Annotated in this window: 13 protein-coding genes; all 13 read right to left on the reverse strand. The window is 43.2% G+C overall.

The annotated features are described in order from the left end of the window. Window positions 1-12 precede the first annotated feature (12 nt). The 13 genes from fba to kamA all read right to left on the reverse strand — a co-directional run bounded on the left by fba (window position 13) and on the right by kamA (window position 17,755). On the reverse strand, window positions 13-867 hold the full coding sequence (gene fba / locus O0550_RS07815) for a class II fructose-1,6-bisphosphate aldolase (RefSeq protein WP_003334217.1): 855 nt from the start codon (window positions 865-867) through the stop codon (window positions 13-15). A gap of 98 nt (window positions 868-965) precedes the next feature. Beyond that, window positions 966-1,331 (reverse strand): response regulator, encoded by a 366-nt coding sequence (locus O0550_RS07820; RefSeq protein ID WP_003334216.1) that lies wholly within the window; start codon window positions 1,329-1,331, stop codon window positions 966-968. Between the two features lie 273 nt (window positions 1,332-1,604). Next, a complete protein-coding gene (gene pyrG, locus O0550_RS07825) occupies window positions 1,605-3,209 on the reverse strand; it encodes a CTP synthase (protein ID WP_258425976.1) in 1,605 nt (534 codons plus the stop codon). A 235-nt stretch (window positions 3,210-3,444) separates the two neighbouring features. After that, the gene (rpoE, locus tag O0550_RS07830) at window positions 3,445-3,999 is read right to left on the reverse strand and encodes a DNA-directed RNA polymerase subunit delta (RefSeq protein ID WP_121473083.1); all 555 of its coding nucleotides are present in this window, start codon (window positions 3,997-3,999) and stop codon (window positions 3,445-3,447) included. 305 nt (window positions 4,000-4,304) lie between these two features. Then, window positions 4,305-7,550 carry a fused isobutyryl-CoA mutase/GTPase IcmF gene (gene icmF / locus O0550_RS07835; RefSeq protein ID WP_258425977.1) on the reverse strand — a complete coding sequence of 1,082 codons (3,246 nt, stop codon included), beginning with the start codon at window positions 7,548-7,550 and terminating at the stop codon, window positions 4,305-4,307. 32 nt (window positions 7,551-7,582) lie between these two features. Beyond that, window positions 7,583-8,215, reverse strand: coding sequence for a TetR/AcrR family transcriptional regulator (locus O0550_RS07840; protein WP_003334210.1), 633 nt, complete (start codon window positions 8,213-8,215; stop codon window positions 7,583-7,585). A 132-nt stretch (window positions 8,216-8,347) separates the two neighbouring features. Beyond that, window positions 8,348-9,289, reverse strand: a complete 942-nt coding sequence (meaB, locus tag O0550_RS07845) for a methylmalonyl Co-A mutase-associated GTPase MeaB (protein ID WP_003342272.1) — start codon at window positions 9,287-9,289, stop codon at window positions 8,348-8,350. Window positions 9,290-9,301: 12 nt separating this feature from the next. Beyond that, window positions 9,302-10,444, reverse strand: a complete 1,143-nt coding sequence (locus tag O0550_RS07850; protein ID WP_258425978.1) for an acyl-CoA dehydrogenase — start codon at window positions 10,442-10,444, stop codon at window positions 9,302-9,304. Window positions 10,445-10,473: 29 nt separating this feature from the next. Continuing rightward, on the reverse strand, window positions 10,474-11,616 hold the full coding sequence (locus tag O0550_RS07855; RefSeq protein WP_003342267.1) for an acyl-CoA dehydrogenase: 1,143 nt from the start codon (window positions 11,614-11,616) through the stop codon (window positions 10,474-10,476). Between the two features lie 68 nt (window positions 11,617-11,684). Then, window positions 11,685-12,536 carry a 3-hydroxybutyryl-CoA dehydrogenase gene (locus O0550_RS07860; protein ID WP_003334206.1) on the reverse strand — a complete coding sequence of 284 codons (852 nt, stop codon included), beginning with the start codon at window positions 12,534-12,536 and terminating at the stop codon, window positions 11,685-11,687. Between the two features lie 80 nt (window positions 12,537-12,616). Beyond that, window positions 12,617-13,804, reverse strand: a complete 1,188-nt coding sequence (locus O0550_RS07865; protein ID WP_258425979.1) for an acetyl-CoA C-acetyltransferase — start codon at window positions 13,802-13,804, stop codon at window positions 12,617-12,619. Window positions 13,805-13,964: 160 nt separating this feature from the next. Continuing rightward, window positions 13,965-16,049: a (Fe-S)-binding protein gene (locus tag O0550_RS07870; protein WP_096886456.1), complete on the reverse strand. Its 2,085-nt coding sequence runs from the start codon at window positions 16,047-16,049 to the stop codon at window positions 13,965-13,967. 341 nt (window positions 16,050-16,390) lie between these two features. Next, complete coding sequence (gene kamA / locus O0550_RS07875; protein ID WP_258425980.1) at window positions 16,391-17,755, reverse strand: lysine 2,3-aminomutase; 1,365 nt, start codon at window positions 17,753-17,755, stop codon at window positions 16,391-16,393. Between the last annotated feature and the right edge of the window lie 60 nt (window positions 17,756-17,815).

The raw sequence follows: 17,815 nt of genomic DNA on the forward strand, positions 1-17,815 counted from the left end.
TACCCTCCTGAATTAGACGCGGTTATTACTTCCGAACAAACGAATTTTCTCGATAACAGTTTGCTTGATAGCCTCACGAGCAGGACCCATGTATTTACGAGGATCGATTTCGTTAGGTTTCTCAGCTAGCACTTTACGAATTGCAGCTGTGCAAGCCACTTGGTTTTCAGTGTTTACGTTGATTTTACCAGCACCGCTCAAGATAGCTTGACGGATCGCTTCGTCTGGTACACCAGATCCACCGTGCAATACGATTGGAGCACCAATGTTTTTCACTACTTCTTCGATAATATCGAAATGGATTTTTGGTTCACCTTTGTACATACCATGAGCAGTACCTACAGCAATAGCTAGGTAGTCAACTTTAGTCTCTTCCCAGAAACGAATTGCTTCTTCTGGTTTTGCCAAGCTAGCATCTTCTTCAGCTACTTGTAGATCGTCTTCTACTCCGCCAATTGTACCTAGCTCACCCTCAACAGATACGCCTACAGCGTGGGCAGCTTCTACAACTTGTTTAGTCAAACGGATGTTATCTTCGAAGGAATGGTGGGAACCATCGAACATAACAGAAGAGAATCCAGCTTGGATACATTTCATAACAACATCAAAGTTGCTACCATGATCCAAGTGTAGCGCAATTGGTACGCCAGCAGTTTTAGCAGCGGCTTTAGCCATTGCTACTGTATACTCAATACCCATATAACGCATAGCACCTTCTGAAACTCCGAAAATTACAGGGGATTTCTCCTCTTTTGCTGCTTCGGTAATTGCTTGCGTAAATTCTAGGTTGTTCAAATTGAATTGTCCAACAGCATACTTATTTTTCTTTGCGTCCTCAATAAAGGCGGTCATAGGTACTAATTGCATTTCGGTATGTCCTCCTAATCCTAACTCTCTGTATTTCACTACTTGCAATACGGGGTTATTATACCACAACGACGCCTTTATTAACAGAGAACTTGTGACTAACTGACTAATTGTTGATTGACTACACAGCGTAACTCATCAATATCAAAAGGTTTGGTAAAATGAGTAAGCGCTCCCAGTTGTGTAGCTTCCTTGATCATATCTAATTCTCCATACGCGGTCATCATGATGACTTTAATATCTTTGTTTATCTTTTTAATGTGTTTTAAAATTTCTATACCGTCCATTCCGGGAATCTTCATATCTAAAATAACGAGATCTGGAGACTCATTTTCGACGATTTCGAGTGCTTGCTTGCCGTTAGCCGCCTGGAAAGTGCAGTATCCTTCCTTACCCAATACCTCATACAGTAGGATGCGGATGCCGTACTGGTCATCCACGACTAGTACCTTCTTGTCCTGCATATTACTTCCCCCTCGTTCCTTTGCTTGTAATTACTAAAATACGCCTTGCCGATCGGAAATCCTGCCACATTCCATCTTTATTTTTCCAGTAGCTTGTAGCAAGGTTTTAAATTACATAATTTCCCACAATTTCGTTACTTTTAACATTGCTCACGGTTTTGTCATGATGGAAGCTCTTCTCCTGCTACAGCAGGCTTTCTAGCTTGTAACAAAAAAAGACTGTCGAGAAACTCGACAGCCTTTGGCTATTTTTAAGCTATTGGTATTCTTTATTTATGATTGATGAGAGTGCAAAGCAGCTTTCACGAATTCACGGAATAACGGCTGAGGACGATTCGGACGTGAAGTAAATTCTGGATGGAACTGCGCAGCTAAGAACCATGGATGATCCTTTAACTCAACCATCTCTACTAATTTACCGTCTGGTGTCGTACCGGAAATCACCAAGCCTGATTTTTCGAGTTGATCACGGTATTCATTATTTACTTCATAACGATGGCGGTGGCGCTCATAAATCAATGTGCTACCATACGCTTGTGCTGCCATTGTACCTTCTTTTGCTTTAGTTGGTCCAAGGCCAAGACGCATAGTGCCGCCTTTATCCTCAATATCCTTCTGTTCAGGCAATAGATCAATAACAGGATAGCTAGTGGAAGGATCAATTTCTGAGCTGTTCGCACCAGCTAGGTTTAGCATATGACGAGCATATTCAATAACTGCCACTTGCATCCCTAAGCAAATTCCAAAGAATGGAACCTTGTTCTCACGTGCGAAGCGAGTTGCAGCAATCTTCCCTTCAATTCCACGATCCCCAAAACCACCTGGAACTAAGATACCATGAACATCACCTAAAACTTCAGCTACATTTTCATCTGTAACCTCTTCAGAATTAACCCATTTGATTTCAATATCGGTATCATTAGCAAACCCGGCATGGTAAAGTGCTTCAGCTACTGACAGGTAAGCGTCATGTAACTCAACATATTTACCTACAATCGCAATACGGGTTCTATGCTGTAAGCTCTTCACCTTATCAACAAGTACACCCCACTCTGTCATATCTGCCTGAGGGCAAGACAGTCCAAAGTGTTTGCATACATAATCATCTAAGCCTTGCTCTTGCAGCATTAGTGGCACTTCATACAACGTATCTGCATCGCGGCACTCAATTACAGCATTTTTATCAATATCGCAGAATAGAGCAAGCTTGTCCTTCATATCTTGAGACAGCGGCTGTTCTGTTCTTGTGACGATCACATTTGGCTGAATTCCCAAGCTACGTAATTCTTTTACGCTATGCTGCGTTGGCTTTGTTTTCATTTCACCGGCTGCACGAATGTACGGAATCAAGGTTACGTGGATATACATGACGTTAGAGACACCTACATCACTCTTGATTTGGCGAATTGCTTCAAGGAAAGGCAAGCTCTCGATGTCCCCTACTGTTCCACCAATTTCCGTGATAACAACATCTGCATTCGTTTCACGACCAGCACGGAATACTCGCTCTTTAATTTCATTTGTGATATGCGGAATAACTTGTACAGTTCCTCCCAAGTAATCTCCACGACGTTCTTTACTAATAACACTAGAATAAATCTTACCGGTTGTTACATTGGAATTAGCGCTTAGGTTAATATCAATAAAGCGCTCATAGTGACCAAGATCCAAATCGGTTTCTGCACCATCATCCGTTACAAAAACCTCACCATGTTGAAATGGACTCATTGTTCCTGGGTCAACATTGATATATGGATCAAATTTTTGAATAGTAACCTTGCATCCTCTGTTTTTTAGCAACCGTCCTAGTGAAGCAGCTGTAATCCCTTTACCTAGCGAGGAAACGACCCCACCTGTAACAAATATATACTTCGCCATATCGCCTACGTCCCCTCTTTTCCCTTATTTCAACATTTTTGATGAACAGTTATTAAGTAGGGTGCTACAAAAAGAAAAAACAAAAGCGGGGTCCTATCCCAACATCTCTGCTGAATAGGGGCGCTTTTGTTTGTTATTCTTTCATATATGACAAATCTTCATGTGAAGCCCAAAAAGTATTTTATAATGGGCTGAAATGAAAGTCAAGGACAAAGTCGTTAAAGTCGATAGATCCTTACTTATCAAGATCAGGATCTTCTTCGTCTTCTTCCTCGGTTTCTTCGTCATCTTCAAAAAGATCCTCATCTTCTAGATCTTCTTCGTCTTCATCGATGTCTTCAATGTCTTCCTCTGAATCAACATCGTCCTCATCAACAAATTCTTCCTCTTCCTCTTCAAACAGAGCGATATCATCTTCCTCTTCAAATACTTCAGCAACATCATCGTCTTCCATATCGAAGTCTTCAAAGTCGTCAACAACAGCAGATTTTTTCTTTTTAACTCCGCCTTCTTGGCTCTCTTCAACTGCTTCCGTTGCATACCAACGTTTTAATCCCCATGTATTCTCACCAATACATACAAAACGACCATCAATATTTACTTCTGTATACACTTGAGCAATGACAGCCATCAATTGCTCTTCTGTCAGCTTACGCAAGATAGCAATTTCATTCATAAGTTCACGGAAATTATAAGGGCGATTTGTTTCTCTTAGGATTTCATAAGCGATATCAACCATCGCCATCTCTTGCAACTTCTCTTCATTATATTGCTGAAGTAATTTACTCAAGCAAGGCACGTCCTTTCAAACAAAACTTGGCTATCATACAGTATTCCCTATTTTATCCGAAAATGCAAGTGATTCAAACCCTATGGAAAGAAAAGCTTTTTTCGGCTCCATATCTTATCTGTAACCCATGTCTTGCTGTCATTATATTTCACACTACGATTCCTCCCAAGCTGCCTTGCTGAGAGCTTACAAAAAGGTGGGAATTGCTTGGGCTTTTGTCACAAATAGACGTCTTTAAAATGGCAAACGAATGAAGCAAAAGAAATACCCCAGAGGAAATGTTACCAGCTGGGGTATAATCTATCTTACATATTGCGTCGATATTGTCCTCCCACTTCATACAATGCTGCTGTAATTTGACCAAGAGAAGCCACTTTAACCGACTCCATCAATTCAGCGAATATATTTCCGCCTGTTAATGCAACCTCCTGTAGCTTTTTCAATGCCTCAGGAATCTGTTGAGCATGTCTTTGCTGGAAGGCACGCACATTATCGATTTGTTGTTGCTTTTCTGCATCTGTAGCCCTTGCAAGCTCAATTTCATAATCATCCTCAGAAGCGTTTGGATTTAGGAAGGTATTAACTCCAATGATCGGCAAATCTCCAGAATGTTTCCGCATCTCATAATACATCGACTCATCCTGAATTTTCCCGCGTTGATATTGTGTTTCCATGGCTCCGAGGACCCCACCCCGTATACTTAACCGTTCAAATTCCTGCAATACAGCTTCTTCTACTAAGTCAGTCAGTTCTTCAATGATAAAAGCACCCTGCAACGGGTTTTCATTTTTGGCCAACCCTAATTCTTTATTAATAATCATTTGGATGGCCATTGCCCTGCGTACTGAATTTTCGGTAGGTGTGGTAATGGCTTCATCATAAGCATTGGTGTGCAAAGAATTGCAGTTATCGTAAATGGCAATCAGGGCTTGTAGCGTAGTACGTATATCATTAAAGTCCATTTCTTGGGCATGAAGAGAACGCCCAGATGTTTGGATGTGATACTTTAGCTTTTGGCTACGCTCATTAGCACCATAACGATTCTTCATAGTGATTGCCCAAATCCTGCGTGCTACCCGTCCTATTACCGTATATTCAGGATCAAGTCCATTAGAGAAGAAGAAGGACAAATTATGGGCAAATTCGTCAATTTTCATGCCACGGCTTAAATAATACTCCACATACGTAAATCCATTGGCAAGGGTAAAAGCTAATTGTGTAATCGGGTTCGCTCCTGCTTCAGCTATATGGTAGCCTGAGATAGAAACCGAATAGTAATTACGCACTTTATTTTCAATAAAATAGGCCTGGATATCTCCCATCATGCGAAGTGCGAACTCCGTAGAGAAAATGCAGGTGTTTTGCCCCTGATCTTCTTTTAAAATATCAGCTTGCACTGTACCTCGTACGTTTGATAAGGTATAGGCTTTAATTTGCAAATATTCTTCTTTAGAAGGTTGGCGCCCTTCTCTTTCTACGAAATTCTCTACCTGTTGTTCGATAGCCGTATTTAAAAACATAGCCAAAATCATTGGTGCAGGTCCGTTGATTGTCATGGAAACAGAAGTGGAAGGGGCACAAAGATCAAAGCCCGCATACAGCTTTTTCATATCATCCAACGTGCATACACTCACCCCACTGGTTCCGATCTTCCCATAAATGTCAGGTCGCTCGTGAGGGTCTTGACCATATAAGGTCACACTATCAAATGCTGTGCTTAACCGTTTTGCATCATCATTTTTAGATAGAAAATGGAATCGTTTGTTCGTGCGCTCTGGCGATCCTTCTCCTGCAAATTGTCTGCGCGGATCTTCTCCCTCCCTTTTAAAGGGAAAAACACCCGCCGTATAGGGAAATTCCCCTGGGACATTCTCTTTCATCGCCCAAGATAGTAAATCCCCCCACTCATGGAAGGTTGGGGTGCTAATCTTGGGAATCCGTGATCCCGAAAGTGATGTAGAAAATAGCTTTGTCACTATTTCCTTATCGCGAATCTTCGTGATGAACTGATCCTGTTTATACAATTCCTTTTGTTTGGGCCAGTTTTCCAACCATTTTTTTAATTCGGGATGCAATTTCTCTTCAAATTTTGCAATTTGAGAGGTTAATTGAGCAAGCACGGCTTCGTCTGCCCCCTGCTCTGCTAAAACTTTGTATGCTCCTTCTAGCTGATACAGTTTACGCGCATAACCTGCCTGCTCTTCACTAAACTTGTGATAATTCCGCACCGTATTAGCTATGTCCTGAAGATACGTAATTTTTTCAGACGGGATAAGCGGCGGTTTATGGGCTAAAATGGGCGTTGGGTCTAGATGCTCAACGGCCCAGTCAAGTTGTTTTTTCTGAACGACCGCTCGCATCAGAGCCGCAAAAAGAGCATTGGTTCCTGGATCGTTAAATTGACTTGCAATCGTGCCATAAATCGGTAGCTGTTCATCTTCTACGTCAAATAATTGATGATTGCGACGGTACTGCTTTCTCACTTCTCGTAAAGCATCCTCTGAGCCTTTACGCTCAAATTTATTAATGGACACCAATTCAGCAAAATCAAGCATATCAATTTTTTCTAGCTGAGAAGGCGCACCGAACTCACTCGTCATCACATACAGTGACAAATCACAAAGCTCACTAATGCGAGCATCTCCTTGTCCAATCCCGCTTGTTTCCACGATGACTAGATCAAAGCAGGCTGCCTTAGCTACCTGAATCGCATCTTGCAAGGCAAGAGACAGCTCTGATCCAGATTGTCTAGTCGCTAAACTACGCATATAAACACGGGATGTGTTATTTGCGTTCATTCGAATGCGGTCACCCAGAAGAGCTCCGCCCGTTTTCTGTTTAGACGGATCTATCGACAGAATAGCAATGGTTTTGTCAGGGTACGTATATAAAAAACGACGAACTAACTCATCTGTTAACGAGCTTTTCCCTGCTCCACCTGTGCCTGTAATACCCACAACCGGCACATTGCTAGTGAAACCAGCTAGCGTATCTCTAACCTGCATGAACCATTTCTTATCAGTCACATCATACTCTGCCAGTGTAATCAGACGAGCAACCGCTTGAATATTCTTTTCCTGTAACAACTCCACTTCCGCTTGCAGGGAAGCTACTGTCGGAAAGTCACATTCTCGAATCATCAGGTTAATCATGCCTTGAAGCCCAAGTTCCCTGCCGTCATCTGGTGAAAACAGCTTAGCTACACCATATTCCTCCAATTCGCGAATTTCACGGGGGACGATAACGCCACCACCTCCGCCATACACGCGAATATGATCGGCACCACGCTCTTGTAGCAAATCAATGATATATTTAAAAAACTCGACATGCCCACCTTGATATGAGCTAATGGCGATTCCCTGCACATCCTCCTGAATGGCAGCATCGACAATCTCCATGACAGAGCGGTTGTGACCTAGATGAATCACTTCCGCTCCAGTGGATTGCAAAATTCGACGCATAATATTTATGGAAGCATCATGTCCGTCATAGAGACTCGCTGCTGTTACAAAACGTACTTTATTTGTCGGACGATAGACCTCTGTTATCACCTTGACAGCCTCCCCTTATCTATGGGATGGCTCTATTCGTGTCCGCTGATATCCCGCAGAAGCAATTCAGTCTGTTTCTCGATGTATTCGTCCAAGGTATAGCTTTTGCCAAGTGTCCAGCGTCGGAACACCCACATTTCCGCTAGTACCATGATGTTGTTAGCCATAAGCTTCACATAGCGCTCATCAGTCCGAATGGAACCATCTTCCATTCCCTTATGCAGAATCTCTTCAAAAATCCCTGTGATAGACTCTTCTCGACGTAACACATACGTCATCGCTTCATGTGGCAACGACTTGGTTTCTTGATAGATTAATAGCACACGATCGTTCACCTGATCCATAACGCGAATTAGGCTTTTCAACGCGAGCTTAAGGCTTTTGAGACCAGAACCATTGTAGGTAATCGCTTCACGCAGTCTTTCTTCCATTTCATTATGAATAGAGTCGCAAACCAAATATAAAATATCCTCTTTGGACTCAATGTACTCATATAGCGTTCCAATGCTAAAGCCAGAGGCACGAGCAATTTCCCGCGTAGTCGTTTTGTGGAAACCTTTGTGTATAAATAGGTCAACGGCCGCTTCAATGATTTGTTCACGCCGTTTTTCGATTAGTTTTGGGTCCTTCACCAAGGACGGGATTACTTTCTTACGTTCTTGCACGAAATAAGCCACCTTTCACCAATTTGACTAAACGTCTCTGGTTTCTCCCCATTATACTAATCCACAATTTATGCTACAATCCTCTTTTTGCGGCTAATCGTGCCAGACTTGTAACAAAAACGCCACCATAAGTCATCGTTGTAAAAAAATACGTACCATTTTTTCTGCTGCGTGATAAGGGTCTACCCTTCTGTTCGCTACCTCAACTAGCTCGTCAGCAAATGCGCCCTGTTCCATTCTTTGTAGCATGACACGAGAAAGATTTTGGTTCACTAACTCTATTACCTCTTCATGTAAGTGATATGATCTGCGCTTCTCCCCTTCACCCGATTCCATCAGAAACCTCTTATGTGCAAGGATAGCTTGCCACAAATCAGGTATCCCCACTCGGTCAGTTGCAATTGTACGAATTAGAGGAGGTTGCCAGCTTGCATCATGCTTTACAATCTCTATCATCTGTTCAATCTCTGTGAGTAATTTATCCAGACCAGGCAAATCTGCTTTGTTAATGACAAAGAGATCGGCAATTTCCATAATGCCAGCTTTAAATGCCTGAACAGTATCCCCACTTCCGGGATTTAGTACAACAGCGACTGTATCAACGATTTTCATAATGTCCAGCTCAGACTGTCCAACCCCGACTGTCTCAACAATAATGACTTCACAGCCATATGCATCCAGCACACGTACTGCTTCTTTGGTATTGCGTGATAAACCACCTAAATTTCCCCGGGTTCCCATACTTCTGATAAAGACGCCTCGGTCAGGAGCATGATGCTGCATCCGAATGCGATCTCCTAGCAGGGCTCCACCGGTAAACGGACTAGTGGGGTCTACTGCAATGACCCCGACTGATATCTGCTGTGAACGTAAATAAGTAATCAATGCATCTACTAATGAACTCTTACCTGCTCCTGGGGAACCAGTTAACCCAATCAGTCGTGCCTTACCAGTATGGGGGAAAATTTCCTGTAGCACCTGCCCCTTTTCAGGAAAGCCATCTTCAATCCAGGTAATTGCTCTGGCAGCCGCGCGAACATCTCCTGCCAGTATTCGCTTGGTTATCGGATGCAATTAGGTCAGCTCCTACTCTTTTAACAGCAGGTTGCTGATAACCACACGCTGTATTTCATTTGTTCCTTCATAAATCTGCGTAATTTTTGCATCACGCATAAATCTTTCTACTGGATATTCGCGCGTATAGCCATATCCTCCAAACACCTGCACCGCTTCTGTCGTTACTTGCATGGCAATGTCGCCGGCAAACACCTTGGACATAGCTGACGCTTTTCCATACGGCAGGCCTTTATCTTCTAACCAAGCCGCTTGATAGGTTAGCAATCGTGCCGCCTCAATCTGGGTAGCCATATCTGCCAATTTGAACTGAATGGCCTGCAATGCAGCAATCGGTTTGCCAAATTGAATGCGTTCCTTCGCGTAGCTTAGGGCATGTTCAAACGCACCCTGAGCAATTCCTAGCGCCTGAGCGGCAATACCGTTTCGTCCACCGTCTAGTGTCATCATCGCAATTTTAAAGCCTTGCCCCTCTTCGCCTAAACGATTAGCTATCGGTACACGTACATCCTCCATAATCACTTCTAATGTGAGGGAGGAACGAATTCCTAGCTTCTTCTCCTTTTTCCCCATTGAGAAGCCAGGCATATCTTTTTCTAAAAGGAAGGCTGTTACACCCTTATGTTTTAAATCAGGATTCGTTACCGCAAAAACAATATAAATTTCAGCTTCGCCAGCATTTGTGATAAAAATTTTATTTCCATTAAGGATATAATGATCCCCATCCCGTACAGCGGTTGTACGCATTCCTGCTGAATCAGAGCCAGACCCCGCTTCAGTTAGACAGTATGCACCCAGTTTCTTACCTTCTGCAAGCGGACGTAGGAAGGTTTGTTTTTGCTCTTCTGTGCCAAACTTATAGATCGGCCAGCTCGCTAAGGAGACGTGTGCAGAGAGGGTGACACCAATAGATGCATCTACTCTTGATAGCTCTTCAACAGCAAGGACATAGCTTAGGTAGTCAGCTCCAGCCCCGCCATATTTCTCATCCCACGGAATTCCCGTAAGCCCTAACTCTGCCATTTGTTCGAAGATAGAGCGGTCAAATCGCTCTTCTTCATCGCGTTCTGCCGCAGTTGGCGCTATGTGCTCCTCAGCGAATTCTCGAATCATTTTACGTAGCATTTCCTGTTCTTCATTTAGACGAAAGTCCATCTGTTCCACACTCCCTGTTTGTTGTTGTTCTATTTAGTAAGCAAATGCTTAGAAATGACTAGTTGTTGAATTTCTGATGTTCCTTCATAAATTTGCGTGATTTTTGCATCTCTGAACAAACGCTCTACTGGATATTCCCTTGTGTAGCCATATCCTCCAAAAATCTGCACTGCCTCTATCGCTGCTTTCATAGCAACATCCGAGGCAAACTTTTTGGCAATGGATGCTTCCAGCCCGCATGGTTGACCTTCCTGGCGCAAAAAGGCTGCACGATATACAAGCAATCGAGCCGCCTCCACCTGCGTAGCCATATCTGCCAGCTTAAAAGCCACCGCTTGCTGATTCCCAATCGGAGAGCCAAATTGCTCACGTTCCTTCGCATATTGAATGGAATACTCTAAAGCCGCTTCAGCAATACCCAAAGCTTGGGCCGCTATACCGATTCGCCCCACGTCCAGATTAGACAGAGCTATGGCGAAGCCTCTTCCTTCCTCGCCTAGTAGATTTTCTATCGGAACAATTGCATTCTCAAAAATGAGCTCCGTTGTATTGGAGCCATGGAGTCCCATCTTCTTTTCCTTTTTTCCCACCGTAAAGCCTGGGGTATTTTTTTCTACAATAAAAGCAGAAATTCCGTGTGTTCCTTGAGTAGCATCTGTCACGGCAAATGTTATGTACGTATCTGCTTCTCCACCATTGGTTATAAAAATTTTGCTGCCATTTAATACGTAATGATCCCCTTGTCGTATAGCAGAGGTTCGAATACGTCCGGCATCAGAACCTGCTTGAGGCTCTGTCAGAGCAAATGCGCCCAAATATTCTCCACTTGCCAGCTTCGGAACATATTTTTTCTTTTGCTCCTCATTTCCGTAGTACAAAATAGGAGTCGTGCCTACAGAAGTGTGAACCGAGAGAATTACCCCTATAGTCGCACTTATTTTCGAAATCTCATGAATCGTAATTACATACGAAATAAAATCAGAATCAGAGCCACCCCACTCTTCGGGTATGGGAATCCCCATTAAGCCTAGCTGTGCCATTTTTGTTAGTAATGGACGCGGAAATTCTTCCGTTTCTTCCATATGAGCAACAAATGGAGCAATTTCTTTTTTGGCAAAATCACTTACCATCTTTCGCATCATGAGCTGTTCTTCTGTAAAATGAAGCTCCATACACAAAATCCTTCCTTTTGTAAATTTCTCGTTGCCCCTACATATATGGCGCTCCATGCACGATCAGGTTAGGTGTACACATAGAATCCTCTTCCTGACTTGCGGCCTAACCAGCCAGCCTTTACATATTGGCGTAATAACGGACAAGGGCGATATTTGGAATCCCCGAATCCTTCATAGAGTACTTCCATAATGTAGAGACATGTATCCAATCCAATAAAATCAGCTAAGGTAATAGGTCCCATCGGATGATTCATGCCCAGCTTCATAATGTCATCCACTGCTTCTGGAGTAGCTACCCCTTCATACACACAGTAAATCGCTTCATTAATCATTGGCATTAATACACGATTTGAGATAAAACCAGGGAAGTCTTTGCAGCTAACTGGTATTTTATCCAGTCGTTTTGCCAGTTCTTCAATTGTTTGATAGACCTCGTCAGATGTTTGTAAGCCACGAATCATTTCCACTAGCTTCATCACAGGTACAGGATTCATAAAATGCATGCCGATAACCTGCTCAGGACGATTTGTAGCCGCTGCAATCTCTGTAATAGGCAAAGAGGAGGTATTGCTGGCTAGGATGGCATGCGGTTGACAAATCTCATCTAATTTTTTAAAAATTTCGGTTTTTACCTGCATATTTTCTACTACAGCTTCTATAACCACATCCGCATCCCTAGCGTTTGTAAGCTCTGTGGAAGTGGATATCTGGGAGAGAATTTTTCCCTTTGTTTCTTCAGTCAGCTTGCCCTTTTCCACTTGCCTATTTAAATTTTTACCGATATTGCCTAAACCACGTTCTAGAAAAGACATAGATTGGTCATGTAAAATCACTTGAAATCCGGCATGTGCCGCCACCTGAGCAATTCCGCTCCCCATCTGCCCTGCGCCTATAACCATAATCGTTTGAATGCTCATGTACCCTGCTCCTTTTCTTTTGAAAAATGATGCAGCTTCGTTTAAAAACCTAAAATCCCCTATCAAATTGAAGTAGTTACTTATCTGGCTGGCTCAACACGTATTAAGATAGCATCTCCCTGAGCCGCTCCACTGCAAATCGCCGCTATGCCTAATCCACCGCCGCGTCGTTGTAATTCATGAATAAGCGTCATGATAATCCTTGCACCGCTCGCGCCGATAGGATGACCAAGTGCAATCGCTCCGCCATTTACGTTCACCTTCTCTTCATCCCAGCCAACGATTTTTCCACTTGTAAGTGTGACCGCAGCGAATGCCTCGTTTACTTCAAATAAATCTATTTCTTCAAGGCTTTTTCCTGTCTTTTGCAGTAATTTTTGAATAGCAAGCCCAGGTGTAGTAGCAATATAAGGAGCCTCTGCCGCAACCTCCGCATGCCCTAGAATCGTAGCTAAAGGCTTAACCCCTAGTTCCTTAGCTTTATGCTCTGACATAAGCACAAGCGCTCCCGCACCATCATTAAGTCCGGGTGCATTACCGGCTGTAATCGTCCCATCCTTTTTGTATACCGGTGCTAATTTAGCCAAGCCCTCTAAGGTTGTTTCCGCTCGGATCGCTTCATCCTCCATGACGAGCAGTGGGTCTCCTTTTCGTTGGGGAACTGGAACCGGAACAATTTCCTCAGCAAAATATCCTGCTTCCCTCGCTTTAGCCGCACGTTGCTGGCTGCGATAGGCCCATGCATCCTGTTCCGCTCGTGTAATGCCGTGTTCTTCGGCCACATTACTCCCATGCACAGCCATAGGAACTTGATCAAATGCACATGTTAGCCCATCGTATAACACTAAATCCCTCACAAGATTATCGCCCATTCGAAAGCCATTTCTAGCTTGCGGCATTGCATAAGGAGCATTACTCATGCTCTCCATTCCGCCAGCTACTATAATCTCTGCATCCTGACAACGAATGATTTGATCCGCCATGGCAACGGAACGCATCCCGGACGCACATACCTTATTGATCGTCTCGCTTGTTACTTCCCATGGGAGACCAGCTTTTCTGGCAGCTTGCCTTGAGGGGATTTGTCCAGCACCCGCTTGCACGACCATCCCCATGATGACCTTATCAACTGATAAGGGATCAACCTTAGCTCTACTCAGCGCTTCTCTAATTGCCAATGCTCCCAGTTCTACAGCAGGCACTTCCTTTAATGCGCCATTGAACTTTCCAAAAGGTGTTCGAGCCGTTCCAACTATAACTGTGTTCAAAGCAATTCCTCCCTTTTCTTATGTATCTAATCAGTTAACATAAGTATTGATCGAGCGGTCGCTCACTTTGTTATCTTTATTTTGCACATTCTATTCGCATTAGTCAATTTATTATGACAATAAGCGGCGGTCCTTTGACCACCGCTCATCCTGTTACTTCTTACAAAGCATCGGCTAAGATTTCAGCGATATCTCTCGCTTTCACTTGTTCTTCCGCCTCTTTCATTTTTAATCCATCATCCATCATCGTTAGACAGTATGGACAAGCACTTGCAATTTCTGTTGGATTAACCTCTAAGGCCTGCTCTGTACGTGCGACATTAACACGGGTACCTTCATGTTCTTCCATCCACATCAATCCGCCACCAGCGCCACAGCACATGCTGTCACATTGGCTTCGTTTCATCTCTACAATCTCCACACCCGGAATTTGTTGCAAAATCTGGCGAGGCATATCATAGATATTGTTATATCGACCCAAATAGCATGAATCATGATACGTAATACGTTCCTTCACTTCTTTCTTCGGTGTAAGACGCCCCTCCTCGATCCATTGAACTAATAGCTCAGAATGATGATATACCTCTGCTTGCAAACCAAACTCAGGATATTCATTCTTAAAGGTATTAAACGCATGCGGATCACAGGTCACAATCTTCTTAACATCGTAGCCTTCAAATAAAGCAATGTTTTCTTGCGCTAATTGTTGAAACAGAAATTCGTTACCGATACGGCGAGCTGTGTCGCCTGAATTTTTTTCTTCATTGCCAAGAATGGCGAACTTAATGCCTGCTTCGTGCATCAGCTTAATAAAGGCATGCGTAATCTTCATACTGCGGTTATCAAAGGAACCCATAGCCCCTACCCAAAACAGATATTCAAACTCCTCTGCTGTTTTTACTGTAGGTACTGTATAGGCTTCATCCAGACCCTCCATCCATTTCATGCGGTCTTTACGGTTAATGCCCCACGGGTTACCCTGACGTTCGATATTATTTAATGCACGCTGAGCTTCTTGCGGCATACTCCCTTCTGTCATCACGAGATAGCGGCGCATGTCAATGATTTTGTCAACATGCTCGTTCATCACGGGACACTGGTCTTCACAGTTACGACAGGTTGTACATGCCCACAGCTCCTGCTCGGTAATCACATCGCCTATCAATGCCTTATCATATACATTTTCTACAGCAGCGGCCCCTTCAGCAGTCGCCGCTACTTCACCAGCCTGCAGAGCGATTTGGTTAGCCTTTGTGTTAGGAAATGCAAAAGTAGGCATCCAAGGTGTGCGTGAAGTAACACTTGCCCCTTTCTCGGTCAAATGGTCGCGCATTTTCACGATAATATCCATAGGAGAGAGCATTTTGCCAGTTCCAGAGGCCGGACACATATTAGTACAGCGTCCACACTCGACACAGGCATATAAGTCAATGAGTTGTGTTTGGGTAAAGTCCTCAATCTTCCCATTTCCGAAAACTTCCTGAGTCTCATCTTCAAAGTTAATGGTAGACAGCTTACCAGGCGGTTCTAGCTTTTTATACCAAACGTTAAAGGGAGCAAAGATCAAGTGAGCATGCTTGGATTGTGGTACATAGACAGCAAAGCTCAGCAAAACGAGCAAATGCGCCCACCAGAAAAAGAAGAATAAAGCGGCTGCCGCGGTTTCACCGATCCCTGAAAATACAAAGGCAATAGCTGACGAGAAGGGAGCAAAGATGGAGCCCTCATGGCCTAGCCATAGCTGTTCGAAAGCTAGTGAACCAAGGACGGTCACCATTAGCGAACTGATAAAGATAATAACTAAACCTGATTTCAAGCCTCGCTTTAAACGCTTTAGTTTCTCAATATACCGCCGATAATAAGCATAACCGATAGCTAAAAGGATCAGCATAGCAGTGATTTCCTGCATCAGGCTAAAGTACTTGTGGGCGCTACCAAACGGTAATTCATACCCAATAATAAGTCCCTTTAAAATAAGTTCAATGGCACCAAATTGCAAAATAATAAAGCCATAAAAGAGAACAATGTGCATAATACCGCTCTTTTTGTCCTTTAAGAGCTTCTTTTGCAAAAAAACGTTCTGAAGGATCAAGTTCAGGCGGGTCTTAAAGTCATCCTTGGTATCCGGCTTTTTTCCCAACTTGATAAACAGATACCTGCTGTACAACAAATGCGCTACAAGATATAGCCCATAAGCCAGCACAAGGAAGAAGGCAATTAAATTTAATAGTGGTAGGATTTCCATATCTTCCAGCTCCCTTTCTTTTACTTATTGTAGTTATATTTGATGGTAAATTTTTTCTTTTGTTTTATCTTATCAGAAGTATCAGAAAAAATGAATGACTATTCATTCAAAATTTACATTTCTACCCAAAAAATTTTATAAAAACAATCGAACTGTTCGTCTGAGCGGTCGCTCATTTTTCTTTTTGATCATATCATACTCATTTGTCTACCGTAAAGATTGAGTAATCAGTTAGCTACAAGCACAAAAAAGGGGCCTTCTCGCTCACCGTCATAAGTAACACTTCCATTCCCGAAGTCCTACTTAATCACCGAAAGGCGAAAGACCCTGCTCAGACATTCCTATGCCTCTTTTTCACTTATTCTAGCACGCTCTTTTTGCTTTTTCACCTCACTTTGCTCCTTACGCACATCTGCAAGTGACTTGACCTTGGTGGCCTCAATCCGTTTATTGCGCTGTAGCTCTGCTGGCTCCAAATTGTCTGCTAAATCTTCCATTAAGGCTGCAATCCCTACTGCTTTTCCTCTCTCGGCCTGATAATATTCGTTGTTCGATAGATCGGGTGCCTTGTAATTTTGCGGTTCAGGGTAGGCAGTAATGACGCCTTCAAAATTACGTAGAATGACTTTGTCAGCCGATTGAGAAATGATATAGTTTGGCATTACCGGAATCTTGCCGCCACCATGCGGGGCATCTACCACAAAAGTAGGTACTGCATAGCCTGAGGTATGCCCGCGTAAGTATTCCATGATTTCTAAACCCTTAGATATTGGCGCTCGGAAATGACCGATGCCTTCTGACAGGTCACATTGATAGATATAATATGGACGTACGCGGATTTTAACCAGATCTTGCATTAATTGCTTCATCGTATACGGATCGTCATTAACTCCAGCAAGAATAACCGACTGATTACCAAGCGGGACACCGGCATATGAAAGCATTTCACAAGCTCTTTTTGCTTCCTCGGTAATTTCCTTGGGATGATTAAAATGTGTATTGAGCCAAACAGGATGATATTTCTTCAGGATATCGCACAAATTCTCCGTGATGCGTTGTGGGAAAACGACAGGCGCTCGCGTTCCAATCCGAATGATCTCCACATGAGGAATCTCTCGCAGACTTTTTATTACGTATTCCAATACTCGGTCATTAATTAGTAGAGCATCTCCACCGGACAAAAGCACATCGCGTACCTCTGGGGTGTTACGGATATAATCTAAACAGGCATCTAATTGTTTTTTAGGTACCCCCATGCCGATTTGTCCAGAAAAACGACGGCGCGTACAGTAACGACAATACATAGAACATTGGTTTGTTACTAAAAATAAAACGCGATCGGGGTAGCGATGAGTCAGACCAGGAACAGGCGAATCCTCATCCTCATGCAACGGGTCTTCCATATCGTACTGCGTGCGAACCATTTCGTGAGATAAAGGGACAGATTGTAAACGAACTGGGTCCTTTGGATCGTTCTCATCCATTAGCAAAGCATAGTAAGGTGTGATATTTAACGGAATGGTCTGGTTGGAAATTCGTACTCCCTCTTCTTCCTCAGGAGTTAAATTGATTACCTTTTTTAAGTCATCTACGTTTTTAATCGTGTGGGTTAACTGCCACATCCAATCGTTCCATTGTTCCTCGGTTACGTCTTTCCATAATTCCACGTCCCGCCAATCACGCAATTTACGAACAGCTAATGTCATTTATAATCCCCCCTGCATATTTACATGAACAAAACCTCTTGAAGCTTCATGATTTACATC

This window comes from Brevibacillus halotolerans (assembly GCF_026891775.1).
GTDB lineage: Bacteria > Bacillota > Bacilli > Brevibacillales > Brevibacillaceae > Brevibacillus_B > Brevibacillus_B halotolerans.

Coding starts and splice junctions, on each gene's coding strand:
- fba (WP_003334217.1), bottom strand. CDS start 867: ATGCAATTAGTACCTATGACCGCCTTTATTGAGGACGCAAAGAAAAAT.
- O0550_RS07855 (WP_003342267.1), bottom strand. CDS start 11,616: ATGGAGCTTCATTTTACAGAAGAACAGCTCATGATGCGAAAGATGGTA.
- O0550_RS07820 (WP_003334216.1), bottom strand. CDS start 1,331: ATGCAGGACAAGAAGGTACTAGTCGTGGATGACCAGTACGGCATCCGC.
- O0550_RS07870 (WP_096886456.1), bottom strand. CDS start 16,049: ATGGAAATCCTACCACTATTAAATTTAATTGCCTTCTTCCTTGTGCTG.
- O0550_RS07850 (WP_258425978.1), bottom strand. CDS start 10,444: ATGGACTTTCGTCTAAATGAAGAACAGGAAATGCTACGTAAAATGATT.
- kamA (WP_258425980.1), bottom strand. CDS start 17,755: ATGACATTAGCTGTTCGTAAATTGCGTGATTGGCGGGACGTGGAATTA.
- pyrG (WP_258425976.1), bottom strand. CDS start 3,209: ATGGCGAAGTATATATTTGTTACAGGTGGGGTCGTTTCCTCGCTAGGT.
- O0550_RS07860 (WP_003334206.1), bottom strand. CDS start 12,536: ATGAGCATTCAAACGATTATGGTTATAGGCGCAGGGCAGATGGGGAGC.